The following is a 24,552-nucleotide window of genomic DNA, read 5'->3' on the forward strand; positions in this document are numbered from 1 at the left end:
ATTATTTTTTCAAGCTGTCTACACTGCAAGATGTCACCGGATTTAAATAAAGCATTAGCAAACCGCCTGCAATGGCTAAGTATTGCAGCACTGGCAAATGTAGTAAAACAGAAATGATTACGGCATAAATCGCCATGAATAAGGCAAAAAACTTAGTTTTATAACCAAAGAAAAGTGCTAATCCGCCAACTAATTGAATCAAAATAATTAATGGTGCAAAAATACCAGGTAAGCCCAAGCTGCCTAAACCAGCTTGATATTGTGCATAACCATCGGGATTGCTAAAAAATCCAACCATGAGCATGGTCACTTGTAATAAAAAAACTTGTGCGAGTAAAATGCGGGCAAGAGCTGTTAAATAACGTTGCATAAGACACTTTCGATGAGTCAAAAATTTATAGCCTGAATAATGCACTGAACATTCTAATTTCGCAAGCTTATCTAAATGCCACCAAAATCTAATCATACGAAAATTTCACCTAAGATACTTTCAAAAGTCACGATTCAACAAGTGACTTGGCAAACGGCAGAAAGTGAACTGCGCGCCGTTAGAACGCCAGTATTTATAGAAGAGCAATTTGTGACGCCTGAGTTTGAGTGGGACGATATTGATGCCAGCGCTGTGCATTTGTTAGCTACATATGAAAATCAGCCTATCGCTTGTTTGCGCATCATTCATTATCAAAAAATTGGCCGCATGGCGGTGATAAAGCAATGGCGAGGTGTTGGGCTGGGAGCAGCTCTGCTGCAAAAAGCCATTAGTTTTTGCAAAGAATGTGGCAGTAAAAGTATTTATTTATCCGCGCAAACGCATGCCATTCATTTTTATCAAAAAGCTGGATTTAAACAAATCAGTGATGAATATTGCGATGTAAATATTCCGCACGTAGATATGCGACTAGATTTATAGCTAACTTTCGCAATTAAATTGAAACTAAGGCTAAGCCTTTGGTAAAATAGCGTTTTATTTAATATCATCAAAGAGAAAATTATGTCAAAAATCGTGTTTAAAGCTGGTGAGGCAACTGTTTATTCTGAAGGTAAAGACGTGACTGCGGCTATGCCTGAAATCTTAATCGGCAGTGTAGATGGCCCTGTTGGACAAGCGTTTGCTAATATGATGGCGCAAAGTAAAGGTCACACTGCAATGTTTGCGGTGCGTGATATCAACCAATTAGTACGCCCAGCTTGCATGATGGTGCCAAAAGTAACTTTAAAAGGCAGCACTGATGTGGGTTTGTTTGGTGGCGTGGTTCAAGCAGGTGTAGCTGATGGTATTTTGGATGCTGTTATTGAAGGCATTATTCCTAAAGACCAAGTAAATGATTTATGTATCGTTGCATTATTATGGATTGATCCAGGTTGTATCGAGTTAGAAAAGGCGGGTACTTTAGATAAAGCTGACATGTACAAAAACAACTACGAAGCAATTAAATTAGCACTTAAACGTGCACTGAACGATGAGCCAACTATTGATGAGTTGATTGCAAACCGCAAAAAAATCAAACACTGCATGTGGGAAGAGAGCTGGGGCGAGATTTAATTTCCCCATTTAGCTTTGAATAGTCAGTGTTGAATCAATAGCCACAAACAAGGTGTTGTAAAGATTAGTCAGTTTTAATTAAAATTTGCTATGATGAAATATCCGTGTCATAAATCGGGAGTGAATATGGCTGAATATAACGCATGTATGGAAGCATTTGAGCGACTTTGTGAAGATGTAAACGCAGATAAAAAGTCTGCGATTGATCAATCTGATTACTGGTTATTTGAGTTGGGATTTAGATCTGCAATTGAAGAGCTGTTGAATATTGTAGACGCAGGTACACAAACTAAAGAGTTTGTTTCACCGCGTTTTCAAATGTTGGCAGATAAAATATTACAAGCAAGGTTTCACTAAATAGAAAAGCGACCTAGGTCGCTTTTTTTATTCTTCTTATCAAGTATTACTTTTAAAAAATACTTAAGTTTTTGTTGGCGGTGTTTTAGTTAACCAAGCTCGCAGGCCACGCATTGCTAAAGACGCAATCCAACTCCGACGCATCCACTTAGCCGCCCCCATCGGCTTAAGCAAGCCAATTAAGCTCACTAATCCCATAATGAGTATGGGGTGCTTTTTAACATAGCGTACGATGTTTAGGCTTTTATCAGCAAGCGTCAGACCACCTTTTAGTGGCTGTATGTGCTTTGCCAATGCTATACGCTGTTGTTCAGCTTGCGCTACCAGCAACTGGCGTCGTTCAGCAATTGAGGCTAGCTTCTTCTTCATCTTCTAAATCGACTTGTCAGTATCGAGCTGTTTTTGGTCTTTTGCCAGTTCAATAATGCTCGTTTCAAATAAGCGCGGCATAGCTTTGAGTGCGCGTATTGCGAGCACACATAACACGATGCCAGCCGTAATGAATATGGCCGTTAATGAGCCTAATATCAATAATCTATGCGTATCCCAAAGCAGCACGATAATGAAAATAGCTAATAACACCATGCCGAAACAAAGGCAGAACAATGCGACAAAAGCTGTGACTAAGAGTGATACAAGCCGAAGCCAGCCCTCTTCTAAGTCTGTAGAGAGCAGCTCTAAACGTGTACGTGTGAGCGCCAGCAAGGTTGTGGCGATATTTTTCACTGAGGCAATTAAGCCTTCATCATCAGTTTTGGTTTCTTCAGTCATTTAGTATATTCATTTGAAAATAGAATTCAAATAACCTGTTTATGTGTGCAAGGTGTTAAGTTTATCTTAGTCTGATGATAATTACTTAGGCTTGATTTAAAAAACAAAAGGGCTTTGTATAGAGAAGGCTTACTTAAGCTACCGCTTTAGCCTTAAGCGGATTTAGATTGCGAAAATGAGCTAAAGGTAACCGCACTAATCACTAAGATGGCTCCTAATATCTGTGCGTGATTTGGCGGTATGCTTTGAATCGTTGCGATAACCATTGAAGTGACCGGTACCAGATTCATAAAAATCGCGGCTTTTGATATGCCTAATTTAGCAATACTCGCGTTCCAGAAAAGATAAGCCAAGACACCTCCTCCAACGGTCATCATGATTAGTGAGGCGCTTGTAGAGGCTGTCGGCACCACAAAACTATCACCATGCAAGATTGCCGCAAGACTTAATGCCATTGCCCCGACAGTCATGATGCCAGCTGTATTTGCAATCCCACTTACATCCTTAGGCATCATTTTACGCACCAGCACGTTATAGAGCGCCCAGCTTAAATTGGCTACTAATATGTAAAGGTCTCCAATTGAAATTTTCAGGTGTGCACCAGCACCAAGCACAACGATAGCTACGCCTGCCACCCCAATAGGAAAAGCAGTCATTTGTCGTTTTGATGGTCTTTCATTCAGAATTAGATAAGCTAGAATAGCCGTCAATAATGGGTTTAATGCCATGATTAGCGCACCATTGATAGCCGAGGTCGTTTCCATGCCAAGAAAGAAAAAAAGATTGAACCCAAAAACGCCTACAACCCCCAAGGTTAAATAAGTTCTCAAGTATCGTAATGGAATGGTCTCTTTTCTAATCTGTGTAATTAGCAGCATAATGGCTGCGGCTAAAATATAGCGGCTAGCGCCTGCAACATAAGGCCCCATTTCGTCCACAACAGGTTTAGCTAAATTGAAGTTTGCTCCCCAAAATACTGCTGCCATCGTAGCCATCAGGTAAGTTTTAATATTGCCCATAATGTATAGTCCGTAAAGCTTTGAAAAATTGTAATCGCTGAAAATTATTGAGGCAGGCTACAGCAAGATAAATATGATTTTATAGCTCGCTGTAACCAAACAAAAATATGAAAGGTTGTTAATCTCTCACTCCCTCAACTATTAAAACACGGTACTCAGCACCCTTGTGGCGATGTTTTATTGCCTCTTGATACTTGGCGCTGTGATACCAACTCTGTGCATCTTTGGTTGTTGGGAATCGATGTATCAAACAACCTTCTGCATTAGCGCCTTCCAGAATTTCCATGGCGCCATATCTAGCCAAGGGCTTGACCTCATGCCCATCTCGCGCTAACGTGGCTAGCTTGGCATACTGCGTCATTTCTCCTTGATCCAGCGTATGCTCTCTTATCATGACAACATAAGCACTCATACTCGAACACTTTCACTTGTGAGAAGTAACAGCTGTCTAGCCGCCTCTGCAGAAGAGGCAGGATTTTGCCCAGTAATCAGATTACCGTCCTTGACAACATAAGACGCCCAATCAGAAGCGCTGGAATACTGCCCACCTTTACTGATTAGTTCATCTTCTACCAAGAACGGCACAATTTCTGATAATCCAACTGCGGCTTCCTCTGAATTCTTAAAGCCAGTAACTTTCTTGCCATACACTACTGGCGTACCCTCTGGATTTTTAACATGCCTTAGAACGCCAGGTGCATGACACACCAACGCGACAGGTTTATTACTAGCTAATGCGCTGGCTAGTAACTTGATAGAGTTTATATCCTCAGCCAGATCCCATAATGGCCCATGACCGCCCGGATAAAATATCGCATCGAAATCCTCAATATTTATCGACTGCAAGGGTATGGTGCTGGCAAGTGCAGACTGTGCCTCTGGGTCAGCTTCAAACCTATGTGTGGCATCGGTTTGAAAGTCAGGCTCATTACTTTTAGGGTCTAGCGGTGGTTGACCTCCCTTAGGTGAAGCTAAAACGACTTCAGCCCCTGCGTCCTTAAATACATAGTATGGCGCAGCTAGCTCTTCTAGCCAAAAGCCTGTTTTACGGCCTGTTTCGCCCAATTGGTCGTGTGAAGTTAATACAGTAAGAATTTTCATATGATGACACCTTTTAACAAGTTGGGATAACTAGATACTTCTGATCCACCCAACAATTAGACCAGTCGTATATTATTTGATTAAAAAAATATTCAAGCTAAGAATATTTAGTTTGAATAATTGAGTGCTACTTACTCCAAATGCAAAATCTTTCTTGTAGCAGCCATCGCATTCTTCATGGGGTCCATACTTCGAGTAATCTTAGCCATTAAACTCGCGCCTAGCCACAACTGATAAAGCGTCTGAGCCAAGCTGTTGGCATCGGCTTCAATATTCAATGAGCCATCAGCTACTCCAGCATCAATGACATCTGCCAATCGATTAATAATACCTGTAGTACCTGATTTAATTGCTAATCGCATGGCTTCAGACAAGTCAGCGACCTCAGCAGCTAATTTAACTGCTAAGCACTTGCCTTGGCAATCGAAAGACTCTTGTGAATCCAACCAGTGTGCCCAGTAATTCAAAAGGCGCTGAGCCATAGTCTGATTCGCAGCACTAAAAATTGTGTCCATAGTAGCAAGATAATTTTCAAAGTAATTCTGAAGCATTGCCTCACCAAATGCGTCTTTGGATTTAAAGTAGTAATAGAATGAGCCTTTAGGCACGTCAGCCGCTGTTAGGATCTCATTGAGACCTACGGCAGAATAGCCCTTTCTGCTAATAATTCTCTGAGCAGTTTCTAGCGTGTGCTGACGGACATCAAGGTTGTTATTTTCAGTATTCATGTGGCTACTTTATCAACTAGTAGACCGGTTGTCTAGTAATTTTTTGTGGTTATATAATATTTATTTTATGAATTTGAAATTGATTTAATTAATTTGTAAAATATGAAGAGAAAATATCTGGCAGGAGCTAAGCTTTGCAGCAGAGAGACTGCAGTCGAGGTTGCTAAGCAACGACAAGTGAATAGTTTAAATTTAAGTGATTAAAGTAGCGACTTTTGCATACTGAGTAGAATTTTACGTATAGGCGTTGGAATAGCTGCGCCAATTGCGTCTTCGATGCTTAGCCACATATGCGCAGCTTGGTTCACTTGAGGGTTTAGTTTTACCACTTGCAAAGTTTGGGGGCGAATGTGCAGCTTAAAGTGCGTAAAAACGTGTGTTAAATTGGGTAAGCTAATATCATTTTCAGCAATTACTCCAAACTTTTCCAGCGCTAGGGCTTCAATATCTTGGCTATTCTCAGCTTCAGGAAAACTCCATAAGCCTCCCCAAATACCAGTAGAAGGACGTTTTTCGAGCAGTATTTCATCGCCGCGACGCAATATCAGCATGGTGGTATGTTTCTCTGGAATGGTTTTGCGTGGCTTGGGGGTGGGTAATTCATGTACGCGTTGTGTTTGAAGTGCTATGCAGCTGTCGTTTAATGGGCAATTGCCGCACTTTGGCTTGCTTCTGGTACAAAGTGTCGCGCCTAAATCCATTAAGCCTTGGGTGTACGCCACCATGCCTTGTTCTGGCAATAACTTTTCAGCAAGTAGCCATAGTTCTTTTTCGACTTTAGGTGAGCTTGGCCAGCCTTCAACTAAAAAGTGCCTAGCCAGTACGCGCTTTACGTTGCCATCTAGAATAGTTTGTACTTGATTAAAGGCGAATGATGCAATGGCTGCTGCGGTGGAACGACCTATGCCAGACAGCGTTTGAATTGTCTCAAAGTTTTGCGGAAATTGTCCCTTATGCTCATCCATTATGGTCACTGCAGCATTTTGTAAATTCCGCGCTCTTGAGTAATAGCCTAGACCACTCCAATGTTGTAGCACTTCATCTTGCGTTGCATTTGCCAAGCTTGCGATATTTGGAAAGCGTTTCATGAATTTACTGTAATAGCCAATGACTGCCGTCACTTGCGTTTGTTGCAGCATGATTTCAGATACCCAAATTGCATATGGATCTACAGTATTTTGCCAAGGTAAATCGTGCCGCCCATGTATTTTTTGCCATGCAATGAGGCGATTTGCAAAATCAGACATTCAGTGAAACCTTAAATGAAGCTAGCGTGTTGATGCGCAGGTTATACGAATGAATCGTACAACCTACATGAGTGATATAAATTAATTAAATGCTTAAGCGTTTAAAGCTGAAATTTTAAACTTAGAATTTAAGTAATTTTTTAAGTTTGTATTTGGCTTTATCTTCTGCAGATTTAGGTTCTTCAGCAGGTTTTGCGGCTGCATCGGTTGTTGCTGGCGTAGTTGTAGTATCTGTTGGTTTTTTCTTACCGAGTAAGCCGCTCAGCGCATCTACTTTATTCCCATCACCAAGTAAGTCTTTGACAGCAGTAGCTTTGTCGCCACCCACTTTATCTAGCAACTTAGACTGTGCAAGCGCGGTGCCAATAGCTGCAAAATCCATACCGTATTTAGGGCTGGAAAATGTTCCTGTAATTTTCAGCGGAATTGCAAAGCCTGCAAGAGAATCTAAATCTGCGCCCTCTTGACCTTTGAGTGATTTAACAATGGTTGGCTTGGCTAAATAATTGATTGATTCATTACCAATATCGACATCTCCACGGCTATCGCCTTTAGCTAATCTTAGAATTGGCGCTTTCATGGCTAAGTCTTCGTTATGCGCTACGCCATTTTTAATGGTGAACGAAGCAGTGAGTTCGCTGAAGTCAGTTTTCTTAGATTTATCCGCGTTAGCATCTTTAGTTTTAAGAATATTGACCTTGTTTTTAAGCTCACGGACGCTGCCAGCAATATCCACGCCTTTTAACGCACCATCGGTTAGACTAAGGGATGAACTACCTGATAAGGCTTTTTTAAGCGCCCCCACAGTGTTGCCTGACGCTGTAACATCAACATTCACAGTTCCTTTGCCAGATAACATATCATTGTTGATAGAATCTACTAACAAAGGGCCAATCGAAACGTTTTTCATGTTTTGTTTGAACGCGATACTAGGTGTGGACCGCGCATCCACCTTTAGCAAGCCATCCATACTACCTTGATACAGATTGGCAGAGAAAGGTGAAAGTGTCGCCACGCCTCCTTCCGCTTTTAAACCAAGGTTCACATTCTCAGTTTTAACATTTGCCAATTTAAGCCAGCCGATTTTCGCCTCGCCTGAAGCGTTCAACTTTTTTAGTGCGGATAAGTCGATAGGAGCATCGCCGCTAGTTTTAGCCGTAGAGTCACTTTTGGTGATGTATCTGTCGGCGTCTAGCTTATCTATATTCACATTAAAGCTATAAATCGGGTCGCTAAACCTTGAAATGCCAACGTTGGCATTTACCTGGCTGTCATCAATCTTTGCTGCGACTGGGTTCAAGTTTAACTTCTGTCCATCGGCCTTTAAGTCGATGCGGATATTTGAAGCTTTGGTTTTACCATATTTAAGGCTGCCAATCCGCAGGTTACCATCCGCGTTAAGCGCTTTCAGTGCGCTTAAATCAAGTGGTTTGCTGTCGCTGCTAGCTTTAGTCGGAGTCTTGTTTGTTGATGCGTATTTATCAACATCTAACTGATCAATATCTAAATCAAAGGTGTAAAGTGGCTTGGTGAGTTGGCTAATACCTAGGCTGCCTTTAATCTGGCTGTCATCCACTTTAACATTTAAGCCGCTCAATGTGAGCTTTTCACCATCGGCTTTAATGGCGACATTCAGACCTGAAATTTGGAATTTTTCATACTGAATACTTCCCACATTCAACTTGCCATCTAATAATAGGTTTTTCATTCCGCTTAAATCTGCAGGTTTTTCGCTACTTGGTTTTTCTGCCTGGGTAGATTTTGCTAATAGTTTATTCAGATTTAGCTTATCCGCACTCAAGTTAAATTTAATGCTTGGTTTTTTAAAGCTAGCTACTGCAACATCACCATTGAGCTTGGTGTCATTAATATTTAAACTAAATTTGCTATTGGCTAGTTCATTTTTAATATCAGTGTGTGCAGATAAATTGAATAAGCCTTTCATGCCACCATTCGGTAAGCTAGGATCTTTAATATCTAGGTTGCCAGCCAATTTTGGTAAGTCGAAAATCAGGCTTTCAAGGTTGCCACTAAACGGTGAAGAGAACTTGCCCGTTACCGTGCGTTTACCTTGTACGGCAGAAATGTCGCCAGTAATACCACTACTTTCTAATGCTTTTGGCGAACCTTTAATGTCGGCTAGCTCTAAGTTTGCCTTAAAGGTATCACCGGCTTTTTCTTGCATTAAAGTCACGGTAGTTTTTTTGCTAGTGACTTCATCTTTTTGAGCATTTAATTTTGGTGCGTTAAGCTCAATGCTCATTTTTGCATCGTTAAACTGACCAGAACCTACCAGCTTTAAGCTATCCACCAAGAATTCACGCGATTCAGGCTTGGCATCCACGTCGCCGCTCAGTGTTACATCAACATTTTTGCCGCCAAGTAAGTCGCCTTTTATTGCAGCATCTAAGCCTTTGGCGACAAAATGTTTGGTCTCAGGGTCTACTAAAAAATTACCTTTTAAATTGGCATTGGCTGCAATTTCAGGCTGGTTTGAGCTAATGGTAAAGTCAGTTGCAATATCTACGGGCTCAGCCAGTGCAATGTGGCCAGACTTGAGATTGAACTTAGAAATATTGAATTTTGCGCCAGTGGCTTCATCACTATAACTTACGGCTGAGTTAGTGACATTTACGCCATCAATATCAAATTTAATGTCTTGTGACTCTTCATCTTTACTCATTAAGTCGTCAAAGTTGGTAGTGCCGTCTTTATATTTAACGATATTGGCTTGTGCACCATCAATATAAACAGTGTCTACCACTAACTCTTTTTTCAGTAGTGGTAACAGGGCGAGTGAGACCTTAACGCCATTGACTGAAGCAAACTCCTTACTGTTTTTATGTTCAGAAATTGAAACTCTGCCTAGATTTGCGCCAATTTTCGGCCAAAAAGCGAGCTTGATGTCACCATCCAGCGTAAGCGTGCGCTCCTTTTTCTCCTGCACTAAATCAATCACTTTTTGCTTGTAATCATTTGGGTTGAATGTCGCAGTAATAATGCCTACGGCAATTAAAACTAGGCCGATTAAGCCGCCAACACCATACAAACTATATTTAAGAAATTTTTTCATGATGACTCTCGCTACAAGGGATCAATAGAGGGGTTACAAAATTTTAACACTAGCGCAATTCTTATACTATTTCCAGAAAAAATGGTGAATCGCGGCCGCACCAAATTTCCAAGCGATATAAAGCACCATGCTATATAAAATAACAGATAGAACAATACAAATTAGCGAAAAAATCGCCATTAAACCGTCATGTTCAGTTTCGCCAGTGCAGTAAAACAGCACCGCTAAACTTGGAAATAGATTTTTAAACGGCATGCCTGCCAACGGGATAGCGACGATGACGCCAACTGCCATGAAAATAAAGCCACCTATTTGTTGGCCTAATTTACCTTCGACTAAAAACCTTAAGCGTGGTTTGGTAAATCGATGAAAAAAGCGCATGATTTTTAAACAAGTATTGACTAAAACTTGTCGAGTACGCAAACTTAAAGTCAAGTTGCGGATTTTATTGGGTAGGCTTAAATTCTGCTCGCCTCTGAATAATTGTAGGCCCAGCGCCAAAAATGCTGCGCTACCGACTAGGGCGAATACTCCTAACGGGAATGGCTGCAAGAAAGGTAAAACAGTAATGGTTGCAGTCAATGTGTAGGCGTCAGCCCCTAGCGGATCAATCGCAGTGCCAAAGGCTAATGGTTCCGTCGCAGCAGGAGCAGCAAAGAGATTAAGCGTTGCAACCAAATCATCATAACCGCTCTCGGTATGTGTCATCTTAATGCCAGAAATAGGCCAACACGATTGCACCAAAAACAATGCGATACCAAGCAAACGCAGTAAAATCGTGGTTTGCAACATAGCGGATTAATACTTTAATCACAATTAATGCTGCAATAAATGCTGTAACAAACCCAGCTAAGAACAGCGTTAAATCATGAGCGGAAAGTAAATCTCTACTTTTGTATAAATCATAAAAAGTAGCGGCAAACATCACCGGTATCGCTAAAAAGAATGAAAACTCTGTTGCCGCAGTGCGTGATAAACCAAAACACATGCCGCCGATGATAGTTGAACCAGCCCTAGAAGCGCCTGGAATTAAAGCAATGGCTTGTGCGAAACCAACTTTAAGTGCAAGTTTCCAATCCATATCATCAACAGAATGAATTTTTACTGGGGGCAGCTTCTTCTCGATAAACAATATCACAAAACCGCCCACAATGAGTGCAATGGCCACTGATTTTGGGTTGAATAATAAATCTTTAATTTGATGATGAAACGCTAAACCTAGTATTGCTAGTGGTAAAAAGGCAATGAATAGATTAATCACTAATTGTCGTGATTTGCTTTCATTTAGATTGGTTGCTACGTGAATGAATTTTATACGGTATTCCCAAATCACGGCAAGAATGGCGCCTAGTTGAATGATGATTTCAAATACATCACGCTTATCTTTAGTTAAAAAGTCCAGCAAGTCACCCACAATAATTAAATGCCCTGTGCTGCTAATTGGCAAAAATTCAGTAGCGCCTTCGACTACACCAAGTATTAAGGCTTTTAGTATGAGTAATATGTCCATAAGGTTATTTTAACAGGTTTGAGTTTTAGATTAAGTCAGTTTTGTTGCAAAGCGTCAGTTAAAGCTTTTACTCAAAAAAAAGGGCGATACCTCGCCCTTTTTTCAATGCTTAATCTGCGCTCAATGCCTATTTAAGCATACCCAAAACCGTGCTTAGTAAGTTGCCTGAATCAGCACCAACTTCGCCGTTTGGCGTCATTTTATCTATTACACCAGGCAAATGTTGTGCAATTTGGTTGCTTAATACTTCTGGCGTAATGCCAAACTTCGCTGCCATTTCAGCAATCGCGCCACTACCTAAAACGTTAGAAATTTGCTCAGCAGAAATTGGCAAGTTTGCACCTGTACCAACCCAAGAAGCGGCTAATTCGCCTAAGCCACCTTGTTTGAATTTGTCTAAAACACCATTTAAGCCGCCGTGCTGATTAAACATTTCCATGGCAACTTGCGCCATTCCGCCTTGGTTGCCACCCATCACCTTACCCATTACGGCGCCTGCTACGTCATCAAATAAACTCATGATTTATCCCTTAATAAACGTCAAAAAATGACTAGCAATAGCATAACTTAAAAACGTTCGCCATTGCGTAAGTAACGCCATTGTCCGACTGGTAATTTACCTAAATTAACACTTCCAATACGCACGCGTTTTAAGCCAACTACGTGCAAGCCTACCATTTCGCACATACGTCGAATTTGGCGTTTTTTACCTTCGCGCAGTACAAAGCGCAATTGGTCTTCATTCTGCCAACTGACTTTTGCGGGCTTGAGTTTTTCGCCATCTAAACTTAAACCGTGATTGAGGCGTTTTAAGCCGTCGTCATCCAAAGTGCCTTCCACGCGCACTAAGTATTCTTTTTCAACCGTTGAATCCTCACCAATTAAATGGCGTGCTACGCGACCATCCTGAGTGAGTACTAACATTCCTGTAGAATCAATATCCAAGCGGCCTGCTGGCGCAAGGCCGTTTAAATACCTACGTTGAAACTCGCGCTCGTGGAGCTGATTTAACTCAGGATCATCCAACCATTCGTTATCAGGGTGCACCAACACAATCGCAGGTTGGTAGCCATCTTCGGCCTGCCCACTCACATAACCCACCGGTTTGTGCAGAATAATCGTGACCGTTTCAGCCTGTACTTCATGTGCGTAACTACTAATCACAATTTCAGCATCTGGGTTAATGCGTGTACCCAGCGTATCAATAATCACGCCATCGACCATCACCCAGCTATTCATAATCCACTCGTCTGCCTCGCGACGCGAGCAAATGCCACGCTCTGCCATCACCTTAGAAAGGCGAGGCAATTCAGTACTAATGGATGTAGATTTATACGCAGCTTTAGCAGCAGCGCCATATTGCGGTGTGTTGGCTGCATCATAACCATCACGAACCTTGCCGCCGCGGCGTGGCGCTTGGCGATATTGCGGCTCATTTTTATCAGGACGCGGCGTAATGCGCGTATCAACACCTTGCGGTCTTGCTTGGCGTGGTGCTTGTTCTCTTTCGTCCGTAGGCCTAGCTGAATAAGCTGGACGCGCATTTTGTCTATCATCATCACGCGAATTTTCACGCGGTTTACCATCAAAACGATGGTTGCGCTGTCCAGCGCTAGCTGGTGCTTGATTTGAAGGTTCTGGTCTTTCGGCTTTTCTTTCAGTTGGCTGTTCGTCTCTAACGGGTACATTTACTTTAGGTGGTGCCACGCTGCGGTCGCGCACACCAGCATTGGTGCGACGCACAGGCGGCTTACTCGCCTTTACTTGAGCGTCATCAGATTTTTTATTCAGTTTAATCGTGGTCAAAATAGTCTATTCATTTAATTTGTAAGGCTATTTTAACAAAATATAGCAATTAGTTTCTATTTATTAATACAAGTACTTGATGCTGAGTTACAGCTTATTGGGAGAAGATTACAATCATAGCGTTTGTAAAAAGAGTATTAGCAATTCATATCATGTGATGGTGCATTATGTGTGGGCTAATGAGTTACCCTTACTTGACCAGGACTGCCAAAAATTTGCCGATAACTCAACATTGATATTAAACTATCAACATGACTTGATACATTAATTTTTTAATTTTATCAATAAATCAATAGGTTAAGTTTATTAACTTTTATTAAAGCTATTGGCATAGTCTTTGCAAGCTCATCATTATGTAAGTATTTTTAAATGAATTAAAAATGCTCAATAATCTTAATGAGGTGAAGAAAATGATTCTCAATAAAGTAGTGGCTAAGAAAAGTAATGCAGCGGATGCAAGCCAAAATCGCAACAGGGCATCCAACTTGTTGTTGGAAGAGATGGCTGTTTGGTATCCCGCGCCTTATTACGATGTTGAAATGATAGTATCTAAAGAGACTAAGGGCTTTAAGTTAAATTATCGCTCAATTTAGTGCTTAATATTGCCGGAAAAGTTGTTTATCTTATCTGCAGAGTGTTGAATATTTAATCTTCTACTTTGCCAAACCACACACTTTTTAATTTATTTAGCTTATATGACAAGCCTGAACTTTCATTTGAAAGTGCATCTAAAAACAGCGATAGCCTGCGCGATTTAACTACGGTATAAAACGTGAGTATGCCGACTGGGATAAAGATGGCAATAAAATAGCTGAATTTTTCTATCAGGCTTGCTTGGCTGAAGTCGAAAATATTCATGCCTAGTAAGCCGCTAGTCATGCTGCCAATTAGGCCTAGAATGGTGACTACGGTTAATCTTACTACGGTATCTGCTTGACGTTTAATTTCTTCGCCTTCTAAATACTCGGCCATATCCATAATGCGGCTACGCGTTTTTCTAAACAGGTCTAGGGTGTCCAATTGCTTATGCATCATGGTAAATACATCTTTTGCCACGGCTTGGTCAGATACGCTTTCAAACCAATAGCGGTGGGTAAAGCGTAAAAATACACCCATGACATTGCGTATGCTTTGCCTAAATGCTTTGATGGAGTCTTCATCTTCAATATTAAGGCGGCTAATGGCTTGCACCATGCGGTCTGAAAGCATTAACAGCGCGGCTTTTTGGAAATGGGCAATTAAAAATAGTAAGAAATACTGGTTTTGATAATTGCGTTTGATGCCGGTTTTGTCGTTGGTGTACACGTGGTGCTGTTGACTGCCGACTACAATGAAGTTTTGCCCTGTGCACATAATGCGTGTGCTACTCCAGAGGTCGCGTTTATTGTTGTCCCAATAGCGGTCGTAGCAGTGTTTTTGTTCAAAGTTGCTTAAAAACTCTTCGGTAAACGGTAGTGTTTCAGAATCCCAAGGTTGGGTGACGAGACCTAAGCGTATCAAATCACCACGGGTAAGTTTGCTGATGTCTTCAAAGGCTAGATAAGCCATTAGTGGCATGCGCTGGTATTCAATTTCACGATAGCGAATTAGGCCTTCTTGGCTGGAATAGTGTTGCACCAAAGGGTGCATTAGAAACTCCCAGTGCAATGAAACGCAAGGCACGTGGTTGTCTTTTACAAAGGCTAAGTAGCGAGCTTTGTCTTGGTAGTCTGAGCGAGAAAGTACGTTGCCTTGTTTATCTAGCCACTCAATACTTTTTGCACAATGACCTGCGTCGCCATTTTCTTCCCAATAATTGGGGTAAGTGCGCCCCAAGCGGTAAAGAATATCCATAGCATGATTGAGTTTAATGTTCTTTCCTGTGACTTCGAGCGCTAAAAAAGCCACGTCTATGTCAAAGAAAAAATACAGCTCAATATGTGCAACTTTTAATACGATAGGTTCCTTTTCATGTTTTAGCGTAATGCGTACTTGATTAACATCGGAGCGTGAAAATATATGCAGAGGCGATTCGCCGTAGCCACCAGACTCCCGCCCATGTTTGCCTTCGCCGTATAAAAAACGCTGTGCAAACGGCATAAAAGTGACAAATTCTTGATAGCGCACTTCACTTAAAGATTGTTTTGCTAGTGAAAATTCATCCTGAATTTCTTGCCAAGGGCAGTTTTCAGCTTTAAGAATATCCCACGGGCGTTGGATTTTTTGACTATTTGACTCTGAAATGAGCTGGACTGGCCAAAGCAGGGTTTGCCTAAAGTCGGCAACGATACTGGATTCAATATTGTTCACAACTCAGCCAGAAAGGTTAATTTAAAACACCAGCTTAATGTGGCTACTGTGAAATCAAATGGCTGATAAAAGTAGTTATATGTGGCTAATTTTTAATTACAATCAAAAGGCTATAGCTACTCCTCTAAATAATCTGGCAATCCATTCACTGCCGTCGTTCCGATGAAAATCGGAATCCAGTGACTTTAGCAACATTGCAAAAACCTCTGGATTCCGTGTCAAGCACGGAATGACAGTAGTGAAAATTGCTTATAGCATCGGATTATTTAGTAGGTTAGTTATAGTATTTTTTTAAAAAACTTTGGGCACTGACAATAAAAAGCCAGCAGATGCTGGCTTTTTATTGTCTAAGAAATGGATTTAAACTTTTTGATACACTTCAGAACCTTTTTTCACAAACTCAATGGCTTTTTCTTGCATGCCTTTGTGTAGCGCTTCTTCACCGCTTACACCTAGCTTGTCTGCGTAATCGCGTACATCTTGCGATATTTTCATAGAGCAGAAGTGTGGGCCGCACATAGAGCAGAAATGCGCTTGTTTTGCGCCTTCTTGTGGCAATGTTTCGTCGTGGAATTCTTTAGCTTTTTCAGGATCTAGACCAAGATTAAATTGATCATCCCAACGGAATTCGAAGCGGGCTTTTGATAATGCATTGTCACGAATCTGCGCGCCTGGGTGACCTTTTGCCAAGTCTGCTGCATGTGCTGCAATTTTGTAGGTAATGATGCCAACTCGCACGTCTTCTTTGTCTGGCAAACCTAAGTGTTCTTTAGGTGTTACATAACAAAGCATCGCACAGCCGTACCAACCAATCATGGCGGCACCGATACCTGAAGTGATGTGGTCATAGCCCGGTGCGATATCTGTGGTTAATGGGCCTAATGTATAGAAAGGAGCTTCGCCACAATGCTCTAACTGAAGCTCCATATTTTCTTTAATTAAATGCATAGGCACGTGGCCTGGGCCTTCGATCATACATTGCACGTCGTGTTTCCAAGCGATTTGCGTTAACTCACCTAGTGTTTTCAATTCAGCAAATTGTGCCTCATCGTTGGCATCGTAAATTGAGCCTGGGCGTAAGCCATCACCTAAACTAAAGGCAACGTCGTACTGTTTCATGATGTCGCAAATATCTTCAAAATGCTCGTACAAGAAAGACTCTTTATGATGCGCCAAGCACCATTTCGCCATAATAGAACCGCCGCGTGACACAATACCTGTCATACGTTTTGCGGTCATTGGAATGTAAGCCAAACGTACACCTGCATGGATAGTAAAGTAATCCACACCTTGTTCAGCTTGCTCAATCAATGTATCGCGGAAGATTTCCCAAGTTAAATCTTCGGCTTTGCCGTTAACTTTTTCTAAAGCTTGGTAGATAGGCACAGTACCGATTGGCACTGGTGAGTTACGAATAATCCACTCGCGCGTTTCGTGAATGTTTTTACCTGTAGATAAATCCATCACGGTATCGCCACCCCAACGTGTACCCCACACCATTTTTTCAACTTCTTCGGAAATTGAAGAACCTAGCGCAGAGTTACCAATGTTAGCGTTGATTTTTACCAAGAAGTTACGGCCGATAATCATAGGCTCTATTTCTGGATGGTTAATATTCACTGGGATAATCGCACGGCCAAGCGCGACTTCACTACGCACAAATTCTGCGGTGATGACTTTAGGAATGCTCGCGCCAAAATTTTGACCTTCGTGCTGTTTAAGTAGCAATTCGCTCATGCCCTCACGGCGTTGATTTTCGCGAATAGCGATGTATTCCATCTCAGGCGTGATAATGCCTTTACGTGCATAGTGCATTTGGCTGACATTTGCGCCAGCTTTTGCACGCAATGGTTTGCGGTGCAAGTTAAAACGCATTTCTGCCAATTCAGGGTCAACTAGGCGTTGATGACCAAACTCTGAACTTGGGCCATCTAATTGCTCAACATCGCCGCGTTCCATAATCCATGGTGCGCGCATTGCTGGCAAGCCGTTACGAATGTCGATGTCCACAGTTGGGTCTGTGTATGGACCAGAAGTATCGTAAACAACCACTGGCGGATTTTTTTCAGCGCCAAATTGTGAAGGCGTATCGCTTAATGAAATTTCACGAAATGGTACTTGAATGTCAGGACGTGAGCCTTGTACATAGACTTTACGTGAATTAGCGAATGGTAATTTAGTTGCGGGATCAATTTCCGCAGTTTCACTCACAAATTTAGCGAGGTTTTTTTGTAGATTCTTATCGGTGGCGTTCATTGTGCTTTCCTATAGATTGGTTCAACATAGAAAAGCATCAGATGCGTACACCACGATTTAGCAGCGACACATTGCATGCTTTCCTACGGCGGCATAACCCGCGTCAGGTTCAAAGGGTGTTTCTCACTATGCTTTAAATTAATATAATGAATTAATCTAAAATATAGACCCCTAGCAATGAACGAAAATTACGCTAATTCGTCAATAATAGCAAGTCATAATATTTTAAGTGTGACGAGTAATAGCAATTTAAGTGCTTATTTCTTAATAACTTTATAGCAATAATGTTAAAAACAGAAATTGTAAAAAATGGTATTAAATCATCAGCATTGATGAATGTTATTGCTATAATGTTCAATAATTAAATAAATATAAAAAGGTCGGGGGGTTTTATGGCTTTAATTCTGTATCTTCTTTATTACCTAGTCGCCATTGTTACGCTATTTTTTCATTTTACTGGCCAACTAGAGCGCTGGGGCATGGAATGGGTCATATTGGTATTGGCTGTCACGGTATTCCCAGTAGTGCTGTATTTGTAGTGGATGCAACTTCCCGCAAATTCAAATTAAGCCAAATTTAAACTGGGCTTTGCCGCAATCAGTAATTGCCGTAGCTATAAAGGCTGGTTTAAAGCATCTTTAACATGGTTTAATTAGGTTAATCTGTATTTAAGTACAGCCTATTTCGCTTTTATTTAAAGCTCATCATTTGACTCCATCATTAAATTGAATAATAGCAACTTCCAACGAGTTTTTTGGCAGCGGTCATTTTGGTTGCCTCATATAGCCTTGCCTGTCATAGCGGGACTACTGCTGGTTTTTCTTTACCCACACACAAGTTTAGATGCATGGTTGATTCAGCCTTTTTATGACACGCATGCGCTGGTGTTTCCATTAAAGAATGACGGCTTTTTGGAAAGTGTGATGCACAAAGGCTTAAGAAACCTAATGATAGTAGTGAGTTTGATGATGCTGGGTTTTTGGATTTTCGGTTTGAAAATTTGGGGTGTTGTATTTAAAAGCCAGAATGGTAGTCATTGGTCTAAGGTTTACCATCGCCAGTTTTTGTGGATATTTATAGCAATGGTGATTTCTACCAGTGCTATTTCAGTATTAAAACGTCTAAGTATGCACAGTTGCCCTTGGGATTTATTGCCATACGGCGGTACCCAGCCTTGGATTCCACTTTTTGGTCATTTGCCAGCGGCTGCCGAAATGGGGCATTGTTTTCCAGGCGGACATGCTAGCGGTGGGTTTGCCTTGATTGCAATCTATTTTGGGTTTAGAGATTCACTACCAAAATTAGCAAATGCAGGTCTGCTATTAGGTCTGTTGTTTGGCTTTGCCATGGGTTGGGGACAAATGATGCGCGGTGCACATTTTATGTCGCACAATTTGTGGACGGCCTGGGTGGTCTGGATGATATTACTTGCGCAATATCTGGTGTGGTCGCCCAAGGCACTTGCAGCTCAAGATTAGGCTGCAATCTGATGTCAGCTAGTCGTAAGTTTCAGGTGTTATGATTCAGACACTTATCCATTATCGAAAAATAATTTTAAGAAAAATTAAATGATTTCATTTCCAAATATTTTAAAGAAGCTAACTTCACCGTTTAACAAGACTTCCAGTCAAACGCGCGGTATTTTTCTTGTAGTTGCATTTATGATGCTGACTGGCAATTTGGCGCTATTTGGCAGAATTGTAGAAAATTACCCACTAACATTAAGTAATCTGCCATTCATATTGTCGCTAACGGTATTCTTTTCATTAGTCACCGCGATTTTCTTTTTACTCATTTGCCACGGTAAAGCGACGCGATGGATTTTGGCTATCTATTTGTTGATAGTGTCTCAAGCCGCTTACTACATGGATAAGTTTGGCGTGGTAGTAGATGTCAGTATGTTAGACAACATTATGCAAACAGATGTGCGAGAGTTTGCTGGCTTGCTGACTGTGAGTCTTGTGGTGAGAACAGTGCTACTTGGCATAATTCCAGCTTGGCTAGTGATTAAGTATTTTCCAAAATCAGAGCGTGGGTTTGCTGAGATTCTGCCTAGATTACGTGTATTAGGCATATTGTTATTATTGCTTATTGTGGTGGTTGCGCCGTTCTCAGGCGGCTATGCTTCTTTTATTAGGCAGCATAAAGCCACACGTTTTTATACCAATCCAATCTATTCAACTTATTCAATTGTTAAGTATGTAGATCAGCAAATTAATATTGCCAAAGTGGTGCCACTAAAACACATTGCGCAAGATGCCAAGAAACTAAGCTCGAGCGGAAAGCCTGAATTGATGGTCATGGTGGTGGGCGAAACGGCTCGGGCAGATCGCTTTTCACTCAATGGTTATCACAAAGATACCAACCCTATGCTTACCCAGCAAGGCGTAGTCAGCTTAAGTAATGTAAGCTCTTGCGGCACTTCAACCAGTGTGTCTGTGCCATGTATGTTCTCAGCGCTAGGTAGAAAAGCTTACGATAAAGAAACCGCTTTGAATCAGCAAAACGCCTTAGATGTATTGGCTGCGCATGGTGTAGAAATCTTATGGCGAGATAATAATTCCGACTCTAAAGGCGTCGCGACTCGATTAAAAGTTGAGGATTTTAGAACGCCAACATTAAACCCGGTTTGTGAGGGTGAATGCCGTGATATTGGCATGTTGACAGGTTTAGAACAATATATTGAAGCACGCAAAGGTAAAGATATTCTCATCGTGTTTCATCAAATGGGTAATCATGGACCTGAGTATTACAAAAGGTATCCCAAAGAGTTTGAGAAATTTAAACCTGTCTGTACGACGGGCGAGTTGAAAGACTGCTCGCACGAAGAAATTGATAACAGTTACGATAATGCCATTTTGTACACCGATTATTTCTTATCAAACGTGATTGATTTCCTTAAAAAATATGATGATGAGCGTGCTACCGCCATGTTGTACGTGAGCGATCATGGCGAGTCTCTGGGTGAGCACGGTATTTACTTGCATTCGGCACCTTATATGGTGGCGCCTAAAGAGCAAACTCACGTACCTGGAATTATTTGGATGGGTAAGAATTTTGATTACAAAAAAGAACAACTTTTGCCGCATAAAGATGAGGCTTTGAGCCAGGATGACTTGTTTTGTACCTTATTGGTAACATTTAAGCTGGATACGAAAATGTGCGAAGCCAAAAAAGGTATGTTAATGCAGAATCCAACGCTAACGAATAATGCGCAGTAAGCAAGCATGAGTGCGAGTAATGCATTAAGTCTTGAGGATGCAGTCAGCAAGGTTCCAGCACTTACCTTAGTTTTTTGGCTCATAAAAATTCTAGCCACTACGCTCGGTGAAACCGCAGGCGATGCTTTGTCGATGTCTATGAATCTGGGTTATTTACTCAGTACATTGATATTCGCAGGCCTCTTCTTGGTTGCCGTTGTCGCACAAATTAAAGCCAGTAAATTCCATCCATTCTTGTATTGGATAACAATTATTGCCACCACTACTGTGGGTACTACGCTTGCAGATTTTGCAACACGTTCTTTAGGCATTGGTTACACAGGTGGCTCAACGCTGTTATTTGGGCTGTTGTTGGCCTCGTTAGCTGTTTGGTATAAAACAATGGGTTCTGTTTCAGTCAGCACTCTGAATTCACCCAAGGCCGAAATGTTTTATTGGGTCACCATTATGTTTTCACAAACATTAGGCACAGCGCTGGGCGATTGGACGGCCGATACGGCAGGGCTAGGCTATTTAGGTGCGGCTTTAATTTTTGGAGGCTTATTGGCGGTGATTGTTATCGCTTACTATTTCACCCAATTATCCAGAACATTTTTATTTTGGTCTGCATTTATTCTAACTCGTCCACTTGGTGCAGTTGTTGGTGACTTTCTTGATAAGCCCTTCAGCGCAGGCGGACTTGCATTAAGTCGATATTCGGCTTCAGCTAGCCTTGTTTTGATGATCCTCGCTTGTATTTTGTTCTTTCCACAACGGGCAGCAGCAAGTGCTAAGCATTGATACCAAGCTTAAACGCTAATTATTAGGAAAAGATTGCATGAAAGAACACAACAATATCGCAAAAGTAATTGCTGAAAAGAAATGGAATGAACTCTCAAGAGCGCAGCGCGAAGAAATCGCCAAGATGCTGGAGCACATGGATGACGTGCGTGATGTCAACCAAGAGTATGTAGATCATCGTACGATTGGGCAGCAAGCTGCGGATGGTGTGGCTAAAGTGGCTGGATCATGGTCGTTTATCATATTTTTCCTGTCAGCATTGTTATTGTGGGCGTTCTTAAATACCGAAATTCTCGGCCCTAGGCACGAAGCGTTTGACCCATATCCGTATGTTTTCCTAAACCTTGTACTTTCAATGTTGGCAGCAGTTCAAGCGCCTATTATTATGATGTCGCAAAATCGTCAAAGTGCACGTGATAGACTGGATGCTGAAATTGATCATGAAGTAAATGTGAGAGCCGAAGTGGCTATTCAAAACGTAGATGCGCGTATTTCAGAATTAACTGAAAAATTAGAAGAAGCCACTAAACTCATGGCCGCAAAAATCTAGTGGCAGATCGTTCTACTAATAGTCATTAGAGAGGCGAGATTAAAATGGAGCGCTGGGTAGTCTACGCAATTATTTCAATGTTTTTTGCAGGCTTTACTTCTGTAGTGGCTAAGCAGGGTTTAGCAGGGATTTCAGCAGAGTTAGGTTTAACGGTTCGTACCATTTTTGTGTGCGTATTTGTATTGGTTTTTGCAGCGATGGCAGTTGACCCTGCGGAAATAAAATCGCTACAAAAAGTGAATTATATGTGGCTAGGTTTTTCTGGTATTACTACTGCGGGCTCGTGGATTTTCTACTACAAAGCCCTGAAAGTTGGGGATGTTGCCACGGTGGCCTTGATCGATAAAGGTAGTGTAGTTATCGCTATTTTACTGGCTTGGTGGCTGCTCAAAGAGGCTATTACTTTACGCCTTATACTCGGTGCACTGCTTATTGTCGCGGGATTATTTGTTATAGCCAAGAAGTAACAATATCTCAAACTTTAATTTTCACACTTACCCTGTCTCACACTTATAAGCCTTTACAGGTGTTAAAGCCACAAATATGAGTTGACAGCATTTACTTAACGGTGTTAACTTAACGACGTTAAGTAAATTATTTTATTATGCCGCCAAAACCAAAAACAGAAGCAGAACGTCAGCAATTACGCACATTGATTATTGATGCTGCGCGCGATTTATTCGTTACGCGCGGCGTTGAGGCCGTCACTATGCGTGAAATCGCTAAGCGCATCGGCTACTCTGCCACCAGCATTTATTTGCACTTTGCAGATAAAGAAGCTGTACTGCGCGCAATTCTAGACGTTGATATGTTGGCGCTCGCTACAAGCTTAAATACCATATTGCAGATCGAAGATCCTGTTGAACGCATGCAAGCATTGGGATACGGCTATGCCGATTTTGCTTTATCTTTCCCCAATCACTATCGCTTAATGTTTATGGCAGAGCGCATCCCTTGCGACCCAGAAAAGTCTAGCTTACAGAAAAACAATGCCGAACAAGATGCGTATTTTTTGCTAAAAACAGTCGTCAATGATGTGTATTTAGCCGGTCGTTTTAAAGAAGAATTACAAGACGTAGATTTGATTGCTCAGGTTATTTGGGCTGGTGTACATGGTATTTGTTCCCTAGAAATCAACATGGCGAACGATAAGTGGGTGAATTGGACAGATATTTCAGCGCGTTTGCAATTAATGCAAACAGTGCTGATACGCGGACTTTTAAGAGAACCAACATGAAAAAATTAATCATACTCAGCATCGGCTTATTGCTTGCTGCTTGCCAAAAACCAGTTGAACCACCACCACCGCCAAGACCTGCACTAGTTGTGATTGCAGGTGAATCAGCAGCGAATAATGCGATGGTATTAGTTGGTGAAGTGAAATCACGTTATGAGTCGAATCAGGGTTTTAGAATTGGCGGCAAAATTATTGAACGCAAAGTAGACGTTGGCAGCCAAGTTAAAAAGGGTCAATTGTTAGTGCGTTTAGATGCGACAGATACAAATTTGAGCGCACAAGCAGCGTCGGCCGATGTGCGCGCAGCAGAAGCCAGTTATGGTTTAGCACAAGCTGAGGTTGAGCGTCAGCGTACCTTATTCAACAAAAAATTCATTTCTGCATCAGCTTTAGACTTGCGTGAAGCGGAGCTGAAAACCTCGGCAGCCCGTTTGCAGCAGGTGAAAGCGCAAGCTGCCGTATCGGGAAATCAATCACGTTACACGGCTTTAATTGCGGACAGAGATGGTGTGGTGACACAGATTCATGCTGAACCGGGTCAAGTAGTGGAGGTGGGCGCGGTGATTGCGCAAATCGTCGATACCAAGCAAATTGAAGTGCTAGTGGCTGTGCCTGAATCTAAAATGACCAAGTTAAAGGTGGGCGATAAAGTCGCTATAAAACTATGGGCTGACCGAGCGAAAACCTACCTAGGGCATGTGCGTGAAGTGGCGCCGGCAGCGGACTCTTCAACACGTGCATTTGATGTACGTGTCACCATAAGTGATGCGGATGAAGCCGTAAAACTGGGTATGACAGCAGGGGTTAGATTCGCAGAAGATGATGCCAATGAAATCATTATTCCTTCAACCGCGCTTACACAAATCAACGGAAAAAACACGGTATGGGTAATTGATAAAAATAATATTGCTAATACTCGTGAGGTGACGACAGGTCAGTTTACCGAAGCGGGAGTAGTGATTAAAAGTGGCTTGCAAGCCAATGAAATGGTAGCTGTTGCTGGCGTGCATACCTTGATTAAAAACCAAAAGGTAAAGCCACAATTGGCTGAGTCTAAGTAATTT

The 24,552-nt window shown here is 41.7% G+C and carries 27 protein-coding genes and 1 riboswitch; of the genes, 12 read left to right on the forward strand and 15 right to left on the reverse strand.

The window, feature by feature from the left end; all coding sequences use genetic code 11:
• Position 1: 1 nt before the first annotated feature.
• Entirely contained in the window at positions 2-370 is a 369-nt protein-coding gene (locus PSU72_RS11295; protein ID WP_300432620.1) for a DoxX family protein, read from the reverse strand.
• Positions 371-445: 75 nt separating this feature from the next.
• On the opposite strand from PSU72_RS11295, the gene PSU72_RS11300 reads away from it, so the two are divergent.
• The 3 genes from PSU72_RS11300 (at position 446) to PSU72_RS11310 (ending at position 1,900) form a co-directional block, all read left to right on the forward strand.
• Complete coding sequence (locus tag PSU72_RS11300) at positions 446-910, forward strand: GNAT family N-acetyltransferase (RefSeq protein WP_300432621.1); 465 nt, start codon at positions 446-448, stop codon at positions 908-910.
• Between the two features lie 81 nt (positions 911-991).
• Entirely contained in the window at positions 992-1,543 is a 552-nt protein-coding gene (gene fae, locus PSU72_RS11305) for a formaldehyde-activating enzyme (RefSeq protein WP_300388149.1), read from the forward strand.
• Positions 1,544-1,669: 126 nt separating this feature from the next.
• Complete coding sequence (locus PSU72_RS11310; protein WP_300432623.1) at positions 1,670-1,900, forward strand: hypothetical protein; 231 nt, start codon at positions 1,670-1,672, stop codon at positions 1,898-1,900.
• A 63-nt stretch (positions 1,901-1,963) separates the two neighbouring features.
• Here the strand turns inward: PSU72_RS11310 and PSU72_RS11315 are convergent, their stop codons facing one another.
• The 12 genes from PSU72_RS11315 to PSU72_RS11370 form a co-directional block, all read right to left on the reverse strand.
• Positions 1,964-2,269 carry a YqjK-like family protein gene (locus PSU72_RS11315; protein ID WP_300432624.1) on the reverse strand — a complete coding sequence of 102 codons (306 nt, stop codon included), beginning with the start codon at positions 2,267-2,269 and terminating at the stop codon, positions 1,964-1,966.
• A 3-nt stretch (positions 2,270-2,272) separates the two neighbouring features.
• Positions 2,273-2,671, reverse strand: coding sequence for a phage holin family protein (locus PSU72_RS11320; RefSeq protein WP_300432625.1), 399 nt, complete (start codon positions 2,669-2,671; stop codon positions 2,273-2,275).
• 152 nt (positions 2,672-2,823) lie between these two features.
• Positions 2,824-3,690, reverse strand: a complete 867-nt coding sequence (locus PSU72_RS11325) for a DMT family transporter (protein ID WP_300432626.1) — start codon at positions 3,688-3,690, stop codon at positions 2,824-2,826.
• Positions 3,691-3,808: 118 nt separating this feature from the next.
• Positions 3,809-4,102 carry a DUF1330 domain-containing protein gene (locus tag PSU72_RS11330; RefSeq protein ID WP_300432627.1) on the reverse strand — a complete coding sequence of 98 codons (294 nt, stop codon included), beginning with the start codon at positions 4,100-4,102 and terminating at the stop codon, positions 3,809-3,811.
• Positions 4,099-4,791: a type 1 glutamine amidotransferase domain-containing protein gene (locus PSU72_RS11335; protein WP_300432628.1), complete on the reverse strand. Its 693-nt coding sequence runs from the start codon at positions 4,789-4,791 to the stop codon at positions 4,099-4,101. The genes PSU72_RS11330 and PSU72_RS11335 overlap by 4 nt, the downstream gene beginning before the upstream one ends.
• Before the next feature lie 131 nt (positions 4,792-4,922).
• Entirely contained in the window at positions 4,923-5,519 is a 597-nt protein-coding gene (locus PSU72_RS11340) for a TetR/AcrR family transcriptional regulator (protein WP_300432629.1), read from the reverse strand.
• 200 nt (positions 5,520-5,719) lie between these two features.
• Positions 5,720-6,766 carry an A/G-specific adenine glycosylase gene (gene mutY / locus PSU72_RS11345; protein ID WP_300432630.1) on the reverse strand — a complete coding sequence of 349 codons (1,047 nt, stop codon included), beginning with the start codon at positions 6,764-6,766 and terminating at the stop codon, positions 5,720-5,722.
• Between the two features lie 121 nt (positions 6,767-6,887).
• Positions 6,888-9,839: an AsmA family protein gene (locus PSU72_RS11350; RefSeq protein ID WP_300432632.1), complete on the reverse strand. Its 2,952-nt coding sequence runs from the start codon at positions 9,837-9,839 to the stop codon at positions 6,888-6,890.
• A gap of 66 nt (positions 9,840-9,905) precedes the next feature.
• Positions 9,906-10,547 (reverse strand): exopolysaccharide biosynthesis protein, encoded by a 642-nt coding sequence (locus tag PSU72_RS11355; RefSeq protein ID WP_300432633.1) that lies wholly within the window; start codon positions 10,545-10,547, stop codon positions 9,906-9,908.
• 1 nt (position 10,548) lies between these two features.
• The gene (locus tag PSU72_RS11360; protein WP_300432634.1) at positions 10,549-11,349 is read right to left on the reverse strand and encodes an undecaprenyl-diphosphate phosphatase; all 801 of its coding nucleotides are present in this window, start codon (positions 11,347-11,349) and stop codon (positions 10,549-10,551) included.
• Positions 11,350-11,476: 127 nt separating this feature from the next.
• On the reverse strand, positions 11,477-11,869 hold the full coding sequence (locus PSU72_RS11365) for a YidB family protein (RefSeq protein WP_300432635.1): 393 nt from the start codon (positions 11,867-11,869) through the stop codon (positions 11,477-11,479).
• A 47-nt stretch (positions 11,870-11,916) separates the two neighbouring features.
• Positions 11,917-13,155 (reverse strand): pseudouridine synthase, encoded by a 1,239-nt coding sequence (locus tag PSU72_RS11370; protein WP_300432636.1) that lies wholly within the window; start codon positions 13,153-13,155, stop codon positions 11,917-11,919.
• A 410-nt stretch (positions 13,156-13,565) separates the two neighbouring features.
• Here PSU72_RS11370 and PSU72_RS11375 point away from each other — a divergent pair, with 410 nt between their 5' ends.
• A complete protein-coding gene (locus tag PSU72_RS11375) occupies positions 13,566-13,748 on the forward strand; it encodes a hypothetical protein (RefSeq protein ID WP_300432637.1) in 183 nt (60 codons plus the stop codon).
• Between the two features lie 52 nt (positions 13,749-13,800).
• Here the strand turns inward: PSU72_RS11375 and PSU72_RS11380 are convergent, their stop codons facing one another.
• Together PSU72_RS11380 and thiC are read right to left on the reverse strand one after the other, a co-directional pair.
• A complete protein-coding gene (locus PSU72_RS11380; RefSeq protein WP_300432638.1) occupies positions 13,801-15,444 on the reverse strand; it encodes a hypothetical protein in 1,644 nt (547 codons plus the stop codon).
• Positions 15,445-15,804: 360 nt separating this feature from the next.
• Positions 15,805-17,700 (reverse strand): phosphomethylpyrimidine synthase ThiC, encoded by a 1,896-nt coding sequence (gene thiC / locus PSU72_RS11385; RefSeq protein ID WP_300432640.1) that lies wholly within the window; start codon positions 17,698-17,700, stop codon positions 15,805-15,807.
• A gap of 63 nt (positions 17,701-17,763) precedes the next feature.
• Positions 17,764-17,883, reverse strand: a riboswitch (TPP riboswitch).
• Between the two features lie 209 nt (positions 17,884-18,092).
• Between thiC and PSU72_RS11390 the strand changes: the two genes are divergently transcribed.
• The 8 genes from PSU72_RS11390 to PSU72_RS11425 all read left to right on the forward strand — a co-directional run bounded on the left by PSU72_RS11390 (position 18,093) and on the right by PSU72_RS11425 (position 24,549).
• Positions 18,093-18,239, forward strand: coding sequence for a hypothetical protein (locus PSU72_RS11390; protein WP_013149397.1), 147 nt, complete (start codon positions 18,093-18,095; stop codon positions 18,237-18,239).
• Positions 18,240-18,488: 249 nt separating this feature from the next.
• Positions 18,489-19,178, forward strand: a complete 690-nt coding sequence (locus PSU72_RS11395) for a phosphatase PAP2 family protein (RefSeq protein WP_300432641.1) — start codon at positions 18,489-18,491, stop codon at positions 19,176-19,178.
• A gap of 90 nt (positions 19,179-19,268) precedes the next feature.
• On the forward strand, positions 19,269-20,921 hold the full coding sequence (locus tag PSU72_RS11400; protein ID WP_300432643.1) for a phosphoethanolamine--lipid A transferase: 1,653 nt from the start codon (positions 19,269-19,271) through the stop codon (positions 20,919-20,921).
• A gap of 6 nt (positions 20,922-20,927) precedes the next feature.
• Entirely contained in the window at positions 20,928-21,701 is a 774-nt protein-coding gene (locus PSU72_RS11405; RefSeq protein ID WP_300432644.1) for a hypothetical protein, read from the forward strand.
• A gap of 37 nt (positions 21,702-21,738) precedes the next feature.
• A complete protein-coding gene (locus PSU72_RS11410; protein ID WP_300432646.1) occupies positions 21,739-22,251 on the forward strand; it encodes a DUF1003 domain-containing protein in 513 nt (170 codons plus the stop codon).
• A 44-nt stretch (positions 22,252-22,295) separates the two neighbouring features.
• The gene (locus tag PSU72_RS11415; protein WP_300432647.1) at positions 22,296-22,718 is read left to right on the forward strand and encodes an EamA family transporter; all 423 of its coding nucleotides are present in this window, start codon (positions 22,296-22,298) and stop codon (positions 22,716-22,718) included.
• 137 nt (positions 22,719-22,855) lie between these two features.
• Positions 22,856-23,488 (forward strand): TetR/AcrR family transcriptional regulator, encoded by a 633-nt coding sequence (locus tag PSU72_RS11420; protein WP_300432648.1) that lies wholly within the window; start codon positions 22,856-22,858, stop codon positions 23,486-23,488.
• Entirely contained in the window at positions 23,485-24,549 is a 1,065-nt protein-coding gene (locus PSU72_RS11425) for an efflux RND transporter periplasmic adaptor subunit (protein ID WP_300432650.1), read from the forward strand. The genes PSU72_RS11420 and PSU72_RS11425 overlap by 4 nt, the downstream gene beginning before the upstream one ends.
• The last annotated feature ends 3 nt before the right edge of the window (positions 24,550-24,552 follow it).

Source organism: Methylotenera sp., from assembly GCF_029945535.1.
Classification (GTDB): domain Bacteria; phylum Pseudomonadota; class Gammaproteobacteria; order Burkholderiales; family Methylophilaceae; genus Methylotenera.